Origin of the sequence: Brevundimonas viscosa, from assembly GCF_900116065.1 — a bacterium.
GTDB lineage: Bacteria > Pseudomonadota > Alphaproteobacteria > Caulobacterales > Caulobacteraceae > Brevundimonas > Brevundimonas viscosa.
Genome location: NZ_FOZV01000010.1, coordinates 1 through 17357 on the forward strand (window position 1 = coordinate 1; position 17357 = coordinate 17357).

Consider the following 17357-nt stretch of genomic DNA (forward strand, 5'->3'; position numbering starts at 1 on the left):
ATCGCCGCCGTCAGCGTCGTCTTGCCGTGGTCAACGTGACCGATCGTGCCGATGTTGCAGTGCGGCTTCGTGCGTTCGAACTTTTCCTTGGCCATGGCCAAAACTCCTGCGGCCCGGAAGGGGGCGGTTGTCAGCGGTCAGAATCTGGAGCGGGTAGACGGGATCGAACCGACATCCTCAGCTTGGAAGGCTGCTGCACTACCATTGTGCTATACCCGCGCGGAGAATGCGTCGGATCGCTCCGTCGCACCCGGCCCTCATCGGAGGTCCGCTCCTTCCGGTCTTCACGGCGCGTGGTGGGGGAAGCAGGACTCGAACCTGCGAAGCTTACGCAGCGGATTTACAGTCCGCCCCCTTTGCCGCTCGGGACATTCCCCCGCGCGCGATGTGAAGACCGATCCGGAACGCCCGGGCGGGCCTTTCGGTCCGCTCGAACAAAGGCCTTCGGTCGGGGCACGCGCCGGGTTAGAGGGAGCGCCTCGACCGGGAAGCCCTTGGGCCCCAAATCGGAGCGCGCCTTATAGTGTCGTCGAAAAGAGAACGCAACGACCGTCAAAGCCCGAAAAAGCCGGGCTTCCGGGGTCGCCCCGAGGGCGCCGCCAAGCGCGAGCGCGGCGCGATTCCGGAGCGCGGGCCGGCCACCGATTCCACGCCGCGGCCGCCGCGCGGCAAGGTCGACGCCGACGGCTGGCTGTGGGGCCGCCATCCGGTGCTGGCGGCGCTGGCCAACCCGGCCCGCAAGGGCATGGGCCGGCTGCTGGCCACGCCCGAGCGCGCCGTCGAGATCGACCGCGACCGGCTGGCCCCGCACGGTCACCGCATCGAGACGATCGACCCCGCCGCCCTGGCCCGCCTGCTGCCGCCCGGCGCCGTGCACCAGGGACTGGCCTTCAAGGTCGCGCCGCTGGAGGGCGTGGCGCTGGAGGATATCGCGACCCCGGCCCGGGGCGTCATCGTCATGCTGGACCAGCTGACCGATCCGCAGAACGTCGGGGCGATCTTCCGCTCGGCCCTGGCCTTCGGGGCGCGCGGCATCGTGGTGCAGGACCGCCACTCCCCGGCCCTGGCCGGCGCCCTGGCCAAGGCGGCGGCGGGGGCGACCGAGCGGCTGCCCTGCGTTCGCGCGGTCAACCTCAGCCGGGCGCTCGAGCGGCTGGCCGACCTCGGCTGGCGGGCCGTCGGGCTGGACGGCGCGGCGGAACGGACGCTGGAAGAGGCGCTGGACGGCGGCCCGACCGTGCTGGTCATGGGCTCCGAGGGCGAGGGCCTGCGCCGGCTGGTCGCCGAGCACTGCGACGATCTGGCCCGCATCCCCATGCCGGGCGGCTTCGAGAGCCTCAACGTCTCCAACGCCGCGGCCATCGCCCTGTACGAGGCCGCGCGCCGGCAAACCGGAACCTGAGCCGCAGCCGACCGCTTGCCGAACCGACCCTTCCTCCCCTAGAGCGCGGCCATGGATTTCCTCAGCTCCCCCGAACTCGCCTCGCAGCTGGCCGCCCTCGGCCAGGTGCTGATGATCGACCTCGTGCTGGCCGGCGACAACGCCGTCGCCGTCGGCCTGGCCGCCGCCGCCCTCGCCCCCGAGCAGCGCAAGAAGGCCATCCTCATCGGCCTCGCCGCCGCCGTGGTGCTGCGCATCGGCTTCGCCCTGATCACCGTCCAGCTGCTGGCCATCGTCGGCCTCCTGCTGGCCGGCGGGCTGCTGCTGCTGTGGGTGTGCTGGAAGATGTGGCGCGAGCTGCGCGAGTCCGCCACCCACGACCAGGCCGAGGCCGAGGCCGAGCTCGAGCTGGCCATGCAGATCGAGCACGGCAAGGGCCCCTCTCCCGAGGAGCTGGGCCTGAAGCGCAAGTCCTTCGGCGCCGCCCTGCTGCAAATCATGATCGCCGACGTGACCATGTCGCTGGACAACGTCTTGGCCGTGGCCGGCGCGGCGCACGAGCATCCGTGGATCATGGTCTTCGGCCTGGTGCTGTCGATCGGCCTGATGGGCGTGGCGGCGACCTTCATCGCCCGCATCCTCACCAAGCACCGCTGGATCGGCTACGTCGGCCTGCTGATCGTTCTCTACGTCGCCCTGCACATGGTCTGGGACGGGGCCCGTTCGGTGATCGTGCGCACCGACAACCGCGAGGCCTTCAACGCCTCGGCCCCGGCCTTCCTCGACATCACCGAGAAGGAGGCGGCGAAGCACCTGCGCGGCACGCGCGGCGAGGAAGAGAGCGCGGCCCCGGCGCACGGAGCCCCGGCGGCGGAGACGCCGCCGCCGGCCCAAACGGTCCCCGCGCCGGGGGGCTGACGCGAAAAAGGCCCGGAGCGCGCTCCGGGCCTTTTGTCATTCAGGCGGAAGCCTCAGGCCTCGGCCCCGCCGAAACGCTCCGACCACTCCGCCACCTGGGCGTCCTCGATCTTGGCGAACAGGACCCCGGCGGCGGCCACCGTCTGGCCGCGCGGCAGGGCGTCCAGCAGGGGCGCGTCGGCCGCGGGCCACGACAGGTCGCTGGTCCCGACCGCCGCCGCGATCCTCTCCGCCGAGAACGGCGTCACCGGCGCGGCCAGTCGCGCGAACAGGGCCACAAGGTTCAGGCCGGTGCGCACCCCGACCGCGGCGCGGTCGACATCGGTCTTGAAGGCGGTCCACGGGGCCGCCTCCTGCAGGTACTCGTTGCCCGACACCCAGACGGCGCGCAGGGCCTGACACGCCTTGCGGAACTCCATGGCCTCGAACTGCGCCGTCGCCTCCGCGATGCCGGCCCGCAGGTCGGCCTCCAGCTTCGCCTCCAGGGGGCCGGGCTCCCCGCCGTCCGGCACGACGCCATCGAACTTCGATTCCGCGAACTTGACGATGCGGTTGACGAAATTGCCGAGCACGTCGGCGAGGTCCTTGTTCACCGCGCCCTGGAACTGCTCCCAGGTGAAGGCGGCGTCCGAGTGCTCGGGCCCGTAGGCGGTCAGGAACCAGCGCCAGTAGTCGGCCGGCAGCAGCTCCAGGGCCTGGTCCATGAACACGCCGCGCTTCTGGCTGGTCGAGAACTTGCCGCCGTACCAGTTCAGCCAGTTGAAGGCCTTCAGCTGGTCGACCGTCTTCCACGGCTCGCCCGATCCCAGGATCGTCGCCGGGAAGCTGACGGTGTGGAAGGCGACGTTGTCCTTGCCCATGAACTGGACGTAGCGGACGTCCCCGGCGCCCTCGTCGGTGCGCCACCAGTCGCGCCAGGTCCGCCCCGTCGCCTCGGCCCACTCCTCGGTGGCGCCGATGTATTCGATGGGGGCGTCGAACCAGACATAGAAGACCTTGCCCTCCAGCCCCGGCCGCGGCCCGCCGTCGGGGCCGACCACCGGCACGCCCCACTTCAGGTCGCGGGTGATGCCGCGGTCGATCAGCCCCTCGTCGAGGTGCTTGAGCGCGATCGACCTCGCCAGCGTCTGCCAGCCCTCGCGGCTGTCGATCCAGGCGCGGATGCGGTCGGCCAGCTTCGTCTGCAGCAGATAGAGGTGGCGGGTGTCGCGCACCTCGAGGTTCCGCGAACCGGACACCGAGGAATACGGATCGATCAGATCGGTCGGGTCCAGCAGGCGGCCGCAGTTGTCGCACTGGTCGCCGCGCGCGCCGACGTGGCCGCAGTGCGGGCAGGTGCCCTCGACGTAGCGGTCCGGCAGGAAGCGGGCGTCGTCGATCGAATAGATCATCCGGTCGACCCGCTCCTCGATCAGGCCGTTCTTCTCCAGCACCTCGGCGAAATGCTGGGTCAGCCGGTGGTTCGGCGCATTCGAGGAGCGGCCGAACCAGTCGTAGCTCAGGCCGAAGGCCTCGCCGGCCTGCTTCTGGATCTCGTGCTGCTCGTCGCAATAGGTGCGCACGTCCTGCCCGGCCGCCGCGGCGGCCAGCTCGGCCGGGGTGCCGTGCTCGTCGGTGGCGCAGATGTAGAGCACCTCATGCCCCTGGGCCCGCTTGAACCGCGCCCAGACGTCGGCCGGCAGCATCGACCCGGCCAGATTGCCCAGATGTTTGATGCCGTTGATGTACGGCAGGGCCGAGGTGATCAGGATGCGGGCCATGGGAGTCCGGAAGGCTTGGGAGGCGACCATATAGAGAGGCCCCGGGCCGGCGGCAAAGCCCCGACGGCCCGTCCGGCGTCAGGAAGCGTGGGTTCGCTCGGCGCCCTGGATCGTGCACAGTGACGCGTGAGGAGGAGGATCCCATGCGCCACCCCGCTACGCCGGCCGCCATCACGGGACTCGCCCTGGCGCTGACCGGCGCCGCCGCCGCGCCTTCGCCGGTCCTCGCCCAGGCGTCCCGCCCAAGGGCAGAAGCCTGCGCCGCGTTCCGGTTTCAGCCGGTGGAGTTCTGGGTCGACGCCGAGGCGGTGCACCCGGGCCAGACCCTGCCCCTGAGAGCCGTCTCGGGTCTCGCGCGAACCGCCAGCTTCATCCCGCCCGCCATTCCGGCGTCCTGCCTGGTCGACTGGCGCATCGCCCCAACCGGCGTCGCCACCCTGTCAGACGATCGACTGAGCATCATGGTGTCGCCGGACGCTCGTATCGGTGAAACCCTGACCCTCGAGGCCCGGGCGCCGGACGGACCCGTCGCCCGCCACGTCCGGGCCATCGAGGATCCGGCGAGCCCGCCGGCTGACGCCCCGCCGCCGGACGAGTCCGGGGAGCGGGTTCTTACCGGCCTGTGGCCCCAGGTCCAAATCGAGTGCTCCGGACCGCAGCCGACGGAACCGGTGCGGGAGCTGGAGTTCAGGGCGCCCGGCCGCTTCTGGGTCACCTTCCTGCCCTTCGAGAGCTACCGGGACTACTGGGGACAGGCGGATTTCGACCCCGTCACGAGCCGCCTGACCCTGACCGTCGAGGGCGGCAACAACGTGCCTGACAGCACCATCCTGTCCGGCCCCGCCCGGCTCGAGGACGACGGCCGCCGGCTGGTGCTGGAGGGTTTCAGCCTCGGCAACGCCCACCATCGCAATTCGGGCTGGCCCTGCCGGTACGTGTTCGCGCGGTGATCAGCCGGCGTCGGCCGGCAGCCGCCGCGCCACGCGCACGAACCGCCCCGTCAGCAGCGTCGCCGAGACCAGGCTGGCGACGATCACCGCCCAGACGAGGCCATCCACGCCGATCTCGTGCGCCAGCCACCAGCCCAGCGGCATCATGATCGCCGAATAGGCGACGAAGTGCAGGATGGTCGGCCACCAGACGTCGCCGGCGGCGCGGTTGGCCGAGGCGGCGACCACCTGGATGGCGTCGGCGACGAAGAACAGGGTGGCCAGCACCAGCGCCGGGACGACCACCGCCAGCAGGGTCGGGTCGCGGTTGTAGACCGAGGCCAGCCATGGGGCGGTCGGCCAGACGATCAGGGCGATCACGGTGGCCAGCGCCGCCACCACGGCCACCCCCACCAGCCCCGCGCGCATCACCCCGCGTCCGTCGCCGGCCCCGTAGGCCCGGCCGACCAGCACGGCGGTCGCGGCCGACAGGCCCATCGGGACCATGAAGACGATGGCCGAGATGTTCAGCACGATGGTCCATGCCGAAGTCTCGATCGCCCCGATCCGGCCGGCGAAGAAGGTCATGGCTCCGAAGGCGGCCACCTCGATGAAGTAGGAGCTGCCGGCGCCGTAGCCGACCTTGCGCTGGTCGCGCTCGACGACCCGGTCCCGACGCGGGCGGTCGAACACGCCCAGCGCCCGCGCCTCGGGCAGCCGGACGATGAACCAGACGAGGAACACCGCCAGCGACAGCCGGGCGAAGAAGGTCGCCCAGGCCGAGGCCGCCGCGCCCGACCAGCCGATGCCCAGCAGATCCGGAACCAGCAGCAGATTGAGGGCCAGATTGACCCCGTTGGCCACCCACATGGCCCACATCCCGGCCTTGGGCCGATGCAGGGCCTCGAGGAAGAACTGCGCCGCCACCGAGACCAGATAGGCCGGCATCGACAGGGCGAAGATGATCAGCGGCCGGCTGGCGCCTTCCGCGAGGCCGTCGGCCAGCCCGGCGTGGCGCAGGGCCCACGGCCCGATCAGGATCAGTCCGACCATGGACAGCACGCCGATCTGCAGGGCGTAGACGACCCCGCGGCGGAACACCGCCCCGACCTCGTGGGTGCGCCCCTCGCCCAGCATGCGCGCGGTCATCACCTGCACCCCCATCATCAGGCCGACGGCGGTGGTGACCAGAATGGCGGTCGGCGCCCAGGCGAGGGCGTGAAAGGCCAGTTGTTCGCCCGAGAAATTGCCGACCACGATGGCGTCGGTCAGGCCCATGGTCATGATGCCGATGCGCGCCAGCACCACCGGCCACGCGAGGTGCAGCAGGTCCTTCAGGGTGGTGCGGGTGGCGAGGCTGAGCGTGAACATGGGCCGCGCGACAGGCCACGGCGGAGGAGCCGGGTCAACTGGATTTGAGGCGGGCCGGGATAAGCTGACCTTCTCGCCGCGTGCGACGATCGCGTAGCTGGTTCATCACGAAGGACACGAAGGACCACAAAGGACACGAAGAGGCCTGCGCCCCTCGTCGCGCGAAGCGCATTCCGGTGCTGCGAGGAATGAACATGCCTGCGGCGCCACGCCCTCGCTCTCGTCGTGTTCTTCGTGCCGTCTTCGTGTCCTTTGTGATGAATCAGCGCCCTCAGCCACGGGCGCCGTCCCCGACGCGGTCCTGCGCCCGCTTCCCCCCGCGCCGGAACGCCCCTAAACCACCCGCATGCCCAAGCTGACTTCCGCCCTCGACAAGACCAGCGCCGCCTTCCGCAAGCTGGACGCCCACAACCGCGCCCTGCGCGACGAGCTGCACGAGAAGGTGGCGGCGGCCGCGCGCGGCGGTTCGGACAAGGCGCGCGAGCGGCACGTATCGCGCGGCAAGCTGCTGCCCCGCGACCGCGTCGAACGCCTGCTCGATCCCGGCTCGCCCTTCCTCGAGATCGGCCAGCTGGCGGCGCACGGCATGTACGGCGGCGAGGCCCCCGGCGCCGGGATGATCTGCGGCATCGGCCGGGTGTCGGGCCGCGAGGTGATGATCGTCGCCAACGACCCGACGGTGAAGGGCGGCGCCTATTTCCCGATGACGGTGAAGAAGCACCTGCGGGCCCAGGAGATCGCCGAGCAGAACAACCTGCCCTGCATCTACCTGGTCGACTCCGGCGGGGCCAACCTGCCGCACCAGGCCGAGGTCTTCCCCGACCGCGACCACTTCGGCCGCATCTTCTTCAACCAGGCGCGGATGTCGGCGAAGTCCATCCCCCAGATCGCCTGCGTCATGGGCAGCTGCACCGCCGGCGGCGCCTACGTGCCGGCCATGTCGGACGAGACGGTCATCGTCCGCAACCAGGGCACCATCTTCCTCGCCGGTCCGCCGCTGGTGAAGGCCGCCACCGGCGAGGTCATCTCGGCCGAGGACCTGGGCGGGGCCGAGACCCACGGGCGGAAGTCCGGCGTGGTCGACTACGTCGCCGAGAACGACGAGCACGCGCTGGAGATCGTCCGCGACATCGTCGCCAGCCTGAACACGGTCAAGCGCGTCGACATGGACGTGCGCGAGCCCCGGCCGCCGGTCTTCGATCCCGAGGAGCTGTACGGCCTGATCCCCGACGACGTCCGCGCCCCCTACGACGTGCGCGAGGTCATCGCCCGCCTCGTCGACGGCTCCGAGTTCGACGAGTTCAAGGCGCTGTACGGCACGACCCTGGTCTGCGGCTTCGCCCGCATCTGGGGCTATCCGGTCGCCATCCTCGCCAACAACGGCGTGCTGTTCTCGGAAAGCGCGCTCAAGGGCGCCCACTTCATCGAACTGGCCTGCAAGCGGAAGATTCCGCTGGTCTTCCTGCAGAACATCTCCGGCTTCATGGTCGGCGGCCGCTACGAAGCCGAGGGGATCGCGAAGAACGGGGCCAAGCTGGTCACCGCCGTCGCCTCGGCCGAGGTGCCCAAATTCACCGTCCTGATCGGCGGCAGCTTCGGGGCCGGCAACTACGGCATGTGCGGCCGCGCCTACTCCCCGCGCTTCCTGTTCACCTGGCCCAACAGCCGCATCAGCGTCATGGGCGGCGAACAGGCCGCCGCCGTCCTCGCCACCGTCCACCGCGACGCCGACACCTGGTCCGAGGAAGAGGCCGAGGCCTTCAAGGCCCCGATCCGCCAGAAATACGAGGACGAGGGCAACCCCTGGTACGCCACCGCCAGGCTGTGGGACGACGGGGTGATCGACCCGGCGCAGACGCGGGATGTGCTCGGTCTGGCGATCTCGGCCAGCCTGAACGCCCCGATCCCGGAGACGACGTTCGGCGTGTTCCGGATGTAGGCGCGCCGCAAGCGGGCCTCGGGAACGCCGGCTAGGGGTGGAAAGCGGACGTTGACAGTGATCCCGCGACATCTACCGTTTGGGTATGTGGCGAGCGGTCCTGATAGGCATTTCCATGGTCGTCTCGGGGTGCGTCGCCCCGCAGCCGCACAGCGGTCGGACCGTGGCGGCGTTTGAAGTCCAACTTCACACGCCATCTGACCGGGCGGAGTTCCTCGCTATCCTTCGGCAAGTATCGCAGGCGGAAGGTCTGCACGTCGATGCAGAGAACGACGAGAGCTTGAGATATACTGCCGAGGCAATCCCGGAGGCCAACCGAACGCTCCGCGCGGCAATATGGAGAGGCACCGAAGATGATCACGCAGAGGCGGTGATCATGGATGGACACGATCACCTCGGGCTTGTCTGGATAGCTTTTCTGGAAGGCGAAGATCCCGCATCAGCGACCCGATTTCGGGAGCGAGTGATGAACCGCCTTGTGCTTCGCTGGCCTGAAACCATGTCGCTGCCTGTGATGCCGACAGGGTCGATCCCGAACCCCCACCAGCTTGTCAAAACCCGCTCCGGCTACAAGCTCGATCCGGCTTACGTCTCAAGTTATGAGGTCAAGGCATCTTCGCGTCTGGTCTCTCACCCGCAAGCGGACTGAGCGGGCGTCCGGATAGGGTGGTTAGCGGACTCACGTGCAGTTATCGTTCGCTGATGGCGCGCGATAGAACAGTTGGAGCGTTTTCCCGCAGCGACGGCTTGGAACGCATCATCGTCGTCGAGCGAGAGGACGGCCTCTATACCTATAAGAAGCAGCCTGCTGACCGGGACGGGGCTTGGGGTAATCCGGGTCCAAGTTGCGGCGTCTACGACAGCCCAGAAACTGCTATTGCCGAGGCCCGGCAGCGGGTCTGGTGGCTAAAAGCGGGCATGCCCGACGTCGGCTAAGGGTCGAAAGCGGTCCATCAACGATGGGCCGGAAGCGGACGTCGCGCGGCCTGGATCAGTTCACCCCTTCCGCAGCACCTTCTCCATCGCCTTCCCCTTCGCCAGCTCGTCGATCAGCTTGTCGAGCTGGCGGACCTCGCGCATGAACGGGTCCTCGATCTCCTCCACCCGATAGCCGCAGATCACGCCGGTGATCAGGAACCGGTTCGGGTTCATCGCCGGCGCTTGGGCGAAGAAGGTCTCGAAGTCGGTCCCGTCGGCCAGCAGCGCCTCCAGTTGATGCTGCGAATAGCCGGTCAGCCAGCGGATAACCTCGTCCACCTCCGCCCGGGTGCCGCCCTTCTTCTCCGCCTTGGCGACGTAGTGGGGATAGACGCCAGCCACGCTCATCCGGCGGACCCGCTCGGCTGTGTTCGTCGCCATCCGGGAAGCTCCGTATTCCGTTCGGCCTTCAGGCGTTATAGGCCTGACGCGACAGGAGACCAGCATGGCCAAGCCCACCGACGCCGATCTGAACGCCCTCGACATCACCCCCGCCGAGGCGGCCGAGATCAACGCCATCGCCCATCCGCTGCTGGCCGGCGCGGCGCCCGACGCCGACGACAGGCTGGTTCGCATCGACTCGACGCCAGACGGCGTGGTCTTCGTCACCATCAACCGGCCGCAGAAAAAGAACGCCTTCGACGCCCCGACCATCGCGGCGCTGTACGAGGCCTTCGAGACCCTGCAGGGCGCCGACCATGTGCGGGTGGTGTTCGTGCGCGGCGCGGGTGGGACCTTCTGCGCCGGGGCGGACCTCGCCTGGATGCGCGACGCCGCCGACTGGTCCGAGAGCGACAACCGCGACGACGCCATCGGCCTGGCGAAGATGCTCAAGGCCCTGCACGACGTGCCGGCCCTGACTGTGGCCCTGGTCGAGGGCGCGGCCATGGGCGGCGGCGCCGGCATCGTCGCCGCCTGCGACATGGCGGTGGCGGTCAAGGGCGCGAAGTTCGCCTTCTCGGAAGTCAGACTGGGCCTGATCCCCGCGACCATCGCCCCCTACGTCATCGAGGCCGTCGGCCCGCGCGCCGCCCGCGCCCTGTTCACCACCGCCGAAGTCTTCGACGCCGACCGGGCGAAGGACCATGGCCTCGTCAGCCAGGTGCTCGCCTCGGCCGACGACATCGACGGCTTCGTCCGCACCCTGTCCGACGCCATGAAGGCCTGCGCCCCCGGCGCGGTGGGCGACGCCAAGCGGCTGGTCAACGATCTCGCCGGCCGCCACATCGACCACGGCATGATGGAGGACACCGCCCGCCGCATCGCCCGCGCCCGCGTCTCCGCCGAAGGCCAGGAAGGCGTCCGCGCCTTCCTCGACAAGCGGAAGCCAGGCTGGGCCGAGTGAGGGAGTGGCGAGTGACAAGCGGCCGAACTCGGCCCATCCGACCTGAGCCCAACTCGCCACTCGCCACTCGTCACTCGCCACTCTAAGAAACGGCCATGTTCAAATCCGTCCTGGTCGCCAATCGCGGCGAGATCGCCTGCCGCGTGTTCCGCACCGCCCGCCGACTGGGCCTGCGCACCATCGCCGTCCATTCGGAGGCCGACGCCGACGCCCTGCACGTGCGCGAGGCCGACGAGGCCGTCCTGATCGGCCCCGCCCCGGCCCGCGAGTCCTACCTCGACGCGGACAAGGTGCTGGCGGCGGCCAAGGCGACCGGCGCCGAGGCCATTCATCCCGGATATGGCTTCCTGTCCGAGAACGCCGACTTCGCCGAGGCCGTCGCCGCCGCCGGCCTGGTGTGGATCGGCCCGCCGCCGGCCGCCATCCGCGCCATGGGCCTGAAGGACGCCGCCAAGGCCCTGATGATCGAGGCCGGCGTGCCGGTCACCCCCGGCTACCTCGGCGAGGACCAGTCGCCGGAGCGCCTGCGCAAGGAGGCCGACGCCATCGGCTATCCGGTGCTGATCAAGGCCGTCGCCGGCGGCGGCGGCAAGGGCATGAAGAAGGTCGACCGCGCGGAGGATTTCGCCGACGGCCTCGCCTCGGCCCAGCGCGAGGGCCAGTCCTCCTTCGGCGACCCGCGCGTCCTGATCGAGAAATACATCACCCGCCCGCGCCACATCGAGGTGCAGGTGTTCGGCGACAGGCACGGGACCGTCGTCCACCTGCACGAGCGCGACTGCTCCCTGCAGCGCCGCCACCAGAAGGTGATCGAGGAGGCCCCCGCCCCCGGCATGGACGCGGCCACCCGCGCGGCCGTCACCGCCGCCGCCGTCCGCGCGGCGAAGGCGGTGAACTACCAGGGCGCCGGCACCATCGAGTTCATCGCCGACGCTTCCGAGGGCCTGAAGGCCGACCGCATCTGGTTCATGGAGATGAACACCCGGCTGCAGGTCGAGCATCCGGTCACCGAGGCCATCACCGGCGTCGACCTCGTCGAATGGCAGCTGCGCGTCGCCGCCGGCGAGCCGATCCCGCTGAAGCAGGACGACATCCCCCTGAACGGCTGGGCCATGGAGGCCCGCCTGTACGCGGAAGACCCGGCCAACGGCTTCCTGCCCAGCATCGGCACGCTGGAGCACCTCGTCCTCCCCGAGGACATCCGCGTCGACACCGGCGTCACCTGGGGCAGCGAGGTCAGCCAGTTCTACGACCCGATGATCGCCAAGCTGATCGTCCACGCCGACGACCGCGAGGCGGCGGCGGCGGGGCTGGCCGAGGCCTGCGGCGAGGTCGAGGTCTGGCCGGTCCGGGCCAACGCCGGCTTCCTCAAGCGCTGCCTCGAACACCCGCGGTTCGTCGCCGGCGACGTGGACACCGGCTTCATCGCCGCCGAGGAGGAGGCGTTGACGGTCACCGCGCCGCCGCCCGCGGTGCAGGCCGCCGCGCTCGCGACCCTGGCCAGCGACGCCCATCACGAGGAGGAGTGGGTCCGCCCGTCCAACCTCCCCGGCCGCGGCGCCAGCCCGTGGGCCCCGACCGCCTCGGGCCTCTACGGCTTCCGCATGAACGGCGCACGTCCGGCGCCGCAGCGGGCCCGTGTCAACGGAACCGTGGTCGAGGGTCGGCCGGTCCCCGGGGAGCACGGCAGCTACTGGCAGGTCGACCTCGGCGATACGACCCTCGAGGCCTACGTCCTCACCGGCGGCGTCACGATGATGCGCGACGCCAAGCCGGACCGGGAGATCGGCCGCGTCGTCGACGAGCCGGTGATCTTCCATGACGGCGAAGCCTGGGCCTTCGAGGACCTGACCCACCACGGCGCCGCTCCCGGCGACGGCCCCGCCTCCGACGGCTCGCTCCGCGCGCCCATGCCCGGCAAGATCGTCGCCGTCCCCGCCGCCGCCGGCGACACAGTCGCCAAGGGCGCGCCCATTGTCGTGCTCGAGGCCATGAAGATGGAGCACGCCCTCGTCGCCCCCTTCGACGGCGTGGTCGACAGCGTCTCCGCCGCCGTCGGAGACCAGGTCGGCGAAGGCGCCGTGCTCGCCGTGGTGCAGTCGGGGGAAAGCTAGGGCAGCCCCACGCCCCCCAGCGGCTCCGTCTCCACCTGGCTGTCGAAGCCCGCGATCAGCGGCCTTCCCCGGGCGATGGCCGCCTGAACGGCCGGCAGCTGCAGCGAGGCGCGGTGGCTGTCGGCGCTGTCCCACACTTCGGTGATCCACAGGGCGTCGGCGTCGGCCGGGTCCTTCGCCACGATGTAGCTCAGGCACCCGGGCATCTCCCCGGTCCCCTCCAGCAGGATGGCGGCGAGCGCGTCGCGCTGGCCGGGGACGGCCTTCATCCGGCCGATCAGTCCATACATCGGCGTCTCTCCAGCAACAGGCGCGGCCACGGTCGCCGCGGCGAGGCCGAGGCCGGCGGCGACGATGTGGCGGCGGTGGGGGTCCATGGACCGATCCTGCCAGCGAGCGAGTAAAATGTCGCCGTGACGTCGCCGGAATTCCGGTGCTAAGCGCGGGGCATGCCTCTCCACATGATCAAGCTGTGCGTCGGCGTGTCCGACGTCGAGACGCTGGAGCGCAACGCCGCCCGCAGCGACTGGCGCATCGTGCACACCCGCATGTCTCCCAAGCGCGCGGCCGAGATCGAGGACGGCGGCTCGCTCTACTGGGTGATCAAGGGGACCGTCGCCTGCCGCCAGCCGATCCTCGACATCACGACCGTCGGCGAGGGCAAGGCCAGCCGCTGCGAGATCAAACTGGAGTCCAGGGTCATCCGCACCGCGCCGCTGGCCCGCCGCCCGTTCCAGGGCTGGCGCTACCTCGAACACCGCGACTGCCCCGTCGACCTGACCTCCGCCGGCGCCACCGACCTGCCGCCGGATTTGGTGCGCGAGCTGCGCGAACTGGGCGCCTGGTAGGACGTCGGGTTTCAGGTTTCAGGTTTCAGGTTCCAGGTTCTAGGTTCTAGGTTCTAGGTTCCGGGGTGCGAGTCGGGCGCCGCGGGCAGAGCCGTCCCCGTTGTCCCTCACGCCAGCCACCTGGCGCCCAGCACCTAGAACCTGGAACCTGGCGTCTCGCCCATGTCCCCTCCCCGCTCCGACCGCCTCGAGGACGCCCTGCACCGGATATTCGAGGGCGGGACCAACACCCCGGCCAGCTGGTTCGCCCTGACGGGCGGCGAGACCCTGTTTGGCGAGGGGGACCCGGCCGATACCCTCTATCTGCTCCGCTCCGGCCGCCTCGGGGTGTTCCGGCGCGACGGCGCGGACCAGCCGCCGCAGTTCGTGGGCGTCATCCGTCCGGGCGAGCCGGCCGGCGAGATGGCCATGCTGGCCGGCACCGAACACACGGCCGACGTGGTCGCCCTGCGGGATTCGGAGATCCTGGCCCTGCCCCGGACCGCCTTCTTCGAGGCGGCCCGCACCGAACCGGACCTCATGGTCGAGCTGTCGCGGCTGATGATGCAACGCGCCCGCGAGCGACGCTCCGGCGGCGGCGAGCCCAGCGTCTTCGGCTTCATCTCCGCCCGTCCGCGGCCGATCCGGGCCTTCGTCGATCGCATCGCCGCCGCCCTCGTCGCCGACGGCTTCACCTGCCAGGTGATCGACGAGAGCGCCCTGTCCTCTGCGGCCGAATGGTTCAGCCGGGTCGAAGACGCCCACGACTTCGTCCTCTACGTCGCCGAGATGGACCAGCCGGCCTGGGCGGCCCTCTGCGCCCGCCAGGTCGACCGGGTTTTCGTGGTCGGCCAGTGCCTGCTCGCCCCGCCGAACCGCCCCATGCCCCACACGGGCGCGCCGGACGCCCAGCGCCGCACCGACCTGATCCTGCTGCGCGACGCGCGCATGGCGCGGCCGGCCAACACCGGCGTCTGGCTGGACGCCATCCGACCCGGGCGCTGGTTCCAGGCCGTGGAGGGCGACGCCGCCGACGCCGCCCGCATCGCCCGCGTGGTCAGCGGCACGGCGGTCGGCCTGGTCCTGTCCGGCGGCGGGGCCCGGGCCCTGTCGCACATCGGCGCCCTGCGGGCCCTGAACGAGGCCGGCGTGCCGATCGACTTCGTCGGCGGCGCCTCCATGGGCGCCGTGGTCGCGGCCGGCCCGGCCATGGGCTGGTCGCAGCAGGAGCTGGAAGCCCGCATCCGCAAGTCGTTCGTGGAGAGCGACCCCCTGTCGGACATCACCTTTCCGATGCTGGCCATGACCCGCGCCCGCAAGGTCGACCGGCTGCTGCGCGAGACCTATGGCGACGTCGACATGGCCGACCTTGTCCGGCCTTTCTTCGCCGTCTCCACCAATCTGACCACGGGGCGGATCGAGGTCCACCGGCGCGGCCTGATGCGCCGGGCCATGCGCGCCTCGATCGCCATCCCCGGCATCATGCCGCCGGCGATCATCGACGGGCAGGTGCTCGTCGACGGGGCGGTGCTGAAGAACTTCCCCGGCGAGGTGATGCGCCAGATGAACACCGGCCCCGTGATCGGCGTCGACATGTCCCAGGCCCGCGGCGTCGACCCCGCCATGGTCGAGCATCCGCCCTCGATCTGGCGGCTGATCGCCACCGGCGCGTGGCGGCGCGGGCCGCCGATCGTCTCCATCCTGATGCGCTCGGCCACCCTCGTCACCGACGCCGAGCTGGAAGCCTCCCGGGCGGTCACCGACCTGCTGGTCCAGCCCACGCCCGACGGCGTCGACATCCGCGACTGGAAGGCCTTCGACCCGGCCGTCGAGGCGGGCTACCGCGCCATGCGCGACGCTCTCGCCGGACTGGACGGACCGGTCACCGGCCTGCGCCGCCGCCGGGCGATCGCCGACGCCGCGCCACCAGAAACAGACGCGGAAACGGCAGCAGCGTCCGCCCGTCAGGCCGCCGCGGAAACGCCGTCGAAAGGGCGTCGGCGAGCGCGGAAAGGTACGCCGTCCGCATAGCCGGATCGGCGGCCAGCGCCGTCAGGTGCGGCCGCAGCGCCGTGCCCTTCATCCACTCCAGCACCGCGCTCTCCCCCTCCAGCACGTGCAGGTAGGTGGTGGACCAGATGTCGATGTCCTCGCACAGGGCGGCGAGACAGTCGTAGTAGGCCTCAGGCGCCAGCAGCGGCGCGATGACATCCACGCCGCGCAGCCGTTCTGTCCAGGGCCCTCGGGCCGCCGTCTCCCGCATGATTCCGTGATGCCGGCTCTCGTGGGCCAGCGGCATCTGAACCGCCAGCGCCCCGCCGGGCGCCAGGACCTCCGCCAGCCGCGGCAGCAGGGTCTCATGCTCCGGCAGCCACTGCAGCGAGGCGTTGGCGAGGATCAGGTCGGCGCGCCGTTCCGGTCGCCAGCCGGCGATGTCCCCCTCCAGCCAGACCACGTCCGCGGCGAGCGCCCGCGCCTGCTCCAGCATCGCCGCGCTGGAATCCAGCCCGTGCACCCGCGCCTGCGGATGCCGCCGCTTCAGCAGCGCCGCGTGCTGACCCGTTCCGCAGCCGAGATCCCAGATCTCCCGCGGCTGCAGGTCGTCGGGCAGGCGCAACAGCAGGTCCAGCGCGGCGCGGTCGCGCTCGGCCTCGAAGCGGCGGTATTGTCGGGGATCCCAGGCGGGCGGCGCGTCGGTCATCTGATTCCCCTCCCTTGCGGGCGGGGATGGTACAGCCTCTCAGGATCGAACTGAGGACCTCCGGCTCCACAAACCGGCGCTCTAACCAGCTGAGCTAAGGCTGCACGTATCCGCGCGAGCGGGGTGTCTAGCGGGCTCCCTGCGCCGGGGCAAGAGGGGAAGGAAGGGAATAGGGATCAGGGATGAGGGATGAGGGACTAGGGATTGGGTGGCAACCGATGGCTGGCGCCATCGGGGTCGTAAACCTGCAGGCGCCAGACGCCGCGAAGCCACCCCTCATCCCTCATCCCTCATCCCTGCCTACGCCCACCCCTGGCTCTGGATATACTGCTCCAGCGCCGCGATACGGCTGGCGTCCGAGGGATGGGTCGAGGCGAACTCCGGGTTCGAACCCTGCCGCTGCTGGGCCATAAGCCGCCAGAGCGCTATCGCCTCTGAGGGCCGGTAGCCTGCCCGCTGCAGATAGTCGACGCCCAGCCGGTCGGCTTCCAGCTCGTGGCGACGCGAGAACGGCAGCAGCACGCCCAGCTGCGCGCCCAGCCCGCCGATCGCGCCCGCCGCCTGGGCGTAGTCGCCGGCGGCCCCCTGCAGGACACCCAGGCCGAGGTTCGTGGCGGCGGTCTGGGAATAGCGCTCGGCGGCGTGTTGGGCGACCGTGTGTCCCACCTCGTGGCCCAGGACGGCCGCCAGCTGGTCGTCGTTGCGGACCAGCGACAGCAGGCCGGTGGTCACGCCGATCTTGCCGGACGGCAGGACGAAGGCGTTCGGGCTGTCGCTGACGAAGACGGCGTACTCCCAGCGGCGGTCGCTCAGGCCGGCGGCCTGGACGATCCGGTCGCCCACGCGCCGGACGCGGGCGTTGGCCGCGGCGTCGGACGAGATCCTCTGGGTACGCAGGGCCTCGGCCCAGGCGGCGTCCGCCTGCTGGGTCAGGGCGCTGTCGTTCACGAGCAGGAACTGGTTTCGGCCCAGGGTCTCGTTGTAGGCGCAGGCGCTCAGGGCGGTGCCGGCGGCGAGAAGGGCGACGAGGGCGGTGCGACGCATCGGACTCTCCATGAAAACGTCGCCTTTCAACGCCGAGCCCCGGTGGTTCG

General features: G+C 70.6%; 16 protein-coding genes, 3 tRNA genes and 1 pseudogene. 10 read left to right on the top strand and 10 right to left on the bottom strand.

Going from position 1 to position 17357, the window contains the following annotated elements; translation table 11 throughout:
- The 3 genes from BM333_RS15750 to BM333_RS14205 form a co-directional block, all read right to left on the bottom strand.
- The coding region (locus tag BM333_RS15750) for a GTP-binding protein (protein ID WP_132095103.1) at positions 1–95 on the bottom strand (95 nt) is incomplete at its 3' end.
- Between the two features lie 50 nt (positions 96–145).
- Positions 146–219 (bottom strand) — tRNA-Gly (locus BM333_RS14200).
- 75 nt (positions 220–294) lie between these two features.
- Positions 295–378, bottom strand: a tRNA-Tyr gene (locus BM333_RS14205).
- Positions 379–523: 145 nt separating this feature from the next.
- On the opposite strand from BM333_RS14205, the gene rlmB reads away from it, so the two are divergent.
- Entirely contained in the window at positions 524–1402 is an 879-nt protein-coding gene (rlmB, locus tag BM333_RS14210; RefSeq protein ID WP_092313159.1) for a 23S rRNA (guanosine(2251)-2'-O)-methyltransferase RlmB, read from the top strand.
- A gap of 51 nt (positions 1403–1453) precedes the next feature.
- Positions 1454–2299 carry a TerC family protein gene (locus BM333_RS14215; RefSeq protein WP_092313162.1) on the top strand — a complete coding sequence of 282 codons (846 nt, stop codon included), beginning with the start codon at positions 1454–1456 and terminating at the stop codon, positions 2297–2299.
- Positions 2300–2352: 53 nt separating this feature from the next.
- Here the strand turns inward: BM333_RS14215 and metG are convergent, their stop codons facing one another.
- Complete coding sequence (metG, locus tag BM333_RS14220; RefSeq protein WP_092313165.1) at positions 2353–4059, bottom strand: methionine--tRNA ligase; 1707 nt, start codon at positions 4057–4059, stop codon at positions 2353–2355.
- Positions 4060–4202: 143 nt separating this feature from the next.
- Between metG and BM333_RS14225 the strand changes: the two genes are divergently transcribed.
- Positions 4203–5009 carry a hypothetical protein gene (locus BM333_RS14225; protein ID WP_092313167.1) on the top strand — a complete coding sequence of 269 codons (807 nt, stop codon included), beginning with the start codon at positions 4203–4205 and terminating at the stop codon, positions 5007–5009.
- Here the strand turns inward: BM333_RS14225 and BM333_RS14230 are convergent, their stop codons facing one another.
- Entirely contained in the window at positions 5010–6359 is a 1350-nt protein-coding gene (locus BM333_RS14230; RefSeq protein ID WP_092313170.1) for an MATE family efflux transporter, read from the bottom strand.
- A 346-nt stretch (positions 6360–6705) separates the two neighbouring features.
- Between BM333_RS14230 and BM333_RS14235 the strand changes: the two genes are divergently transcribed.
- The 3 genes from BM333_RS14235 (at position 6706) to BM333_RS15760 (ending at position 9234) form a co-directional block, all read left to right on the top strand.
- Complete coding sequence (locus BM333_RS14235) at positions 6706–8298, top strand: carboxyl transferase domain-containing protein (protein WP_092313173.1); 1593 nt, start codon at positions 6706–6708, stop codon at positions 8296–8298.
- 115 nt (positions 8299–8413) lie between these two features.
- On the top strand, positions 8414–8947 hold the full coding sequence (locus BM333_RS15755) for a hypothetical protein (RefSeq protein ID WP_177221910.1): 534 nt from the start codon (positions 8414–8416) through the stop codon (positions 8945–8947).
- A 98-nt stretch (positions 8948–9045) separates the two neighbouring features.
- Entirely contained in the window at positions 9046–9234 is a 189-nt protein-coding gene (locus BM333_RS15760; RefSeq protein WP_143105845.1) for a hypothetical protein, read from the top strand.
- 60 nt (positions 9235–9294) lie between these two features.
- Here BM333_RS15760 and BM333_RS14240 read toward each other — a convergent pair whose 3' ends face one another.
- Entirely contained in the window at positions 9295–9657 is a 363-nt protein-coding gene (locus tag BM333_RS14240; RefSeq protein WP_092313176.1) for a DUF2200 domain-containing protein, read from the bottom strand.
- A 64-nt stretch (positions 9658–9721) separates the two neighbouring features.
- On the opposite strand from BM333_RS14240, the gene BM333_RS14245 reads away from it, so the two are divergent.
- Complete coding sequence (locus BM333_RS14245) at positions 9722–10621, top strand: enoyl-CoA hydratase-related protein (RefSeq protein WP_092313179.1); 900 nt, start codon at positions 9722–9724, stop codon at positions 10619–10621.
- A 95-nt stretch (positions 10622–10716) separates the two neighbouring features.
- Positions 10717–12735 (top strand): acetyl/propionyl/methylcrotonyl-CoA carboxylase subunit alpha, encoded by a 2019-nt coding sequence (locus tag BM333_RS14250; protein ID WP_092313182.1) that lies wholly within the window; start codon positions 10717–10719, stop codon positions 12733–12735.
- Here BM333_RS14250 and BM333_RS14255 read toward each other — a convergent pair.
- Entirely contained in the window at positions 12732–13112 is a 381-nt protein-coding gene (locus BM333_RS14255; RefSeq protein WP_245777296.1) for a putative quinol monooxygenase, read from the bottom strand. The genes BM333_RS14250 and BM333_RS14255 overlap by 4 nt on opposite strands.
- Before the next feature lie 72 nt (positions 13113–13184).
- Here BM333_RS14255 and BM333_RS14260 point away from each other — a divergent pair, with 72 nt between their 5' ends.
- A complete protein-coding gene (locus BM333_RS14260; protein ID WP_092313185.1) occupies positions 13185–13583 on the top strand; it encodes a DUF1489 family protein in 399 nt (132 codons plus the stop codon).
- A gap of 162 nt (positions 13584–13745) precedes the next feature.
- Positions 13746–15593 (top strand): patatin-like phospholipase family protein, encoded by a 1848-nt coding sequence (locus tag BM333_RS14265; RefSeq protein ID WP_245777297.1) that lies wholly within the window; start codon positions 13746–13748, stop codon positions 15591–15593.
- A gap of 259 nt (positions 15594–15852) precedes the next feature.
- Here the strand turns inward: BM333_RS14265 and BM333_RS16195 are convergent.
- The 3 genes and pseudogenes from BM333_RS16195 to BM333_RS14280 all read right to left on the bottom strand — a co-directional run.
- A pseudogene (locus BM333_RS16195) lies at positions 15853–16263 on the bottom strand (methyltransferase domain-containing protein); the annotation flags it as partial.
- A 27-nt stretch (positions 16264–16290) separates the two neighbouring features.
- Positions 16291–16367, bottom strand: a tRNA-His gene (locus BM333_RS14275).
- A gap of 196 nt (positions 16368–16563) precedes the next feature.
- Complete coding sequence (locus BM333_RS14280) at positions 16564–17307, bottom strand: M48 family metallopeptidase (protein ID WP_218151471.1); 744 nt, start codon at positions 17305–17307, stop codon at positions 16564–16566.
- Between the last annotated feature and the right edge of the window lie 50 nt (positions 17308–17357).

Excerpts from the sequence above, each read along its gene's own strand:
- BM333_RS14215 (WP_092313162.1), top strand. The coding sequence starts at position 1,454 with ATGGATTTCCTCAGCTCCCCCGAACTCGCCTCGCAGCTGGCCGCCCTC.
- metG (WP_092313165.1), bottom strand. The coding sequence starts at position 4,059 with ATGGCCCGCATCCTGATCACCTCGGCCCTGCCGTACATCAACGGCATC.
- BM333_RS14225 (WP_092313167.1), top strand. The coding sequence starts at position 4,203 with ATGCGCCACCCCGCTACGCCGGCCGCCATCACGGGACTCGCCCTGGCG.
- BM333_RS14230 (WP_092313170.1), bottom strand. The coding sequence starts at position 6,359 with ATGTTCACGCTCAGCCTCGCCACCCGCACCACCCTGAAGGACCTGCTG.
- BM333_RS14235 (WP_092313173.1), top strand. The coding sequence starts at position 6,706 with ATGCCCAAGCTGACTTCCGCCCTCGACAAGACCAGCGCCGCCTTCCGC.
- BM333_RS15755 (WP_177221910.1), top strand. The coding sequence starts at position 8,414 with ATGGTCGTCTCGGGGTGCGTCGCCCCGCAGCCGCACAGCGGTCGGACC.
- BM333_RS14240 (WP_092313176.1), bottom strand. The coding sequence starts at position 9,657 with ATGGCGACGAACACAGCCGAGCGGGTCCGCCGGATGAGCGTGGCTGGC.
- BM333_RS14245 (WP_092313179.1), top strand. The coding sequence starts at position 9,722 with ATGGCCAAGCCCACCGACGCCGATCTGAACGCCCTCGACATCACCCCC.
- BM333_RS14250 (WP_092313182.1), top strand. The coding sequence starts at position 10,717 with ATGTTCAAATCCGTCCTGGTCGCCAATCGCGGCGAGATCGCCTGCCGC.
- BM333_RS14255 (WP_245777296.1), bottom strand. The coding sequence starts at position 13,112 with ATGGACCCCCACCGCCGCCACATCGTCGCCGCCGGCCTCGGCCTCGCC.
- BM333_RS14260 (WP_092313185.1), top strand. The coding sequence starts at position 13,185 with ATGCCTCTCCACATGATCAAGCTGTGCGTCGGCGTGTCCGACGTCGAG.
- BM333_RS14265 (WP_245777297.1), top strand. The coding sequence starts at position 13,746 with ATGTCCCCTCCCCGCTCCGACCGCCTCGAGGACGCCCTGCACCGGATA.
- BM333_RS14280 (WP_218151471.1), bottom strand. The coding sequence starts at position 17,307 with ATGCGTCGCACCGCCCTCGTCGCCCTTCTCGCCGCCGGCACCGCCCTG.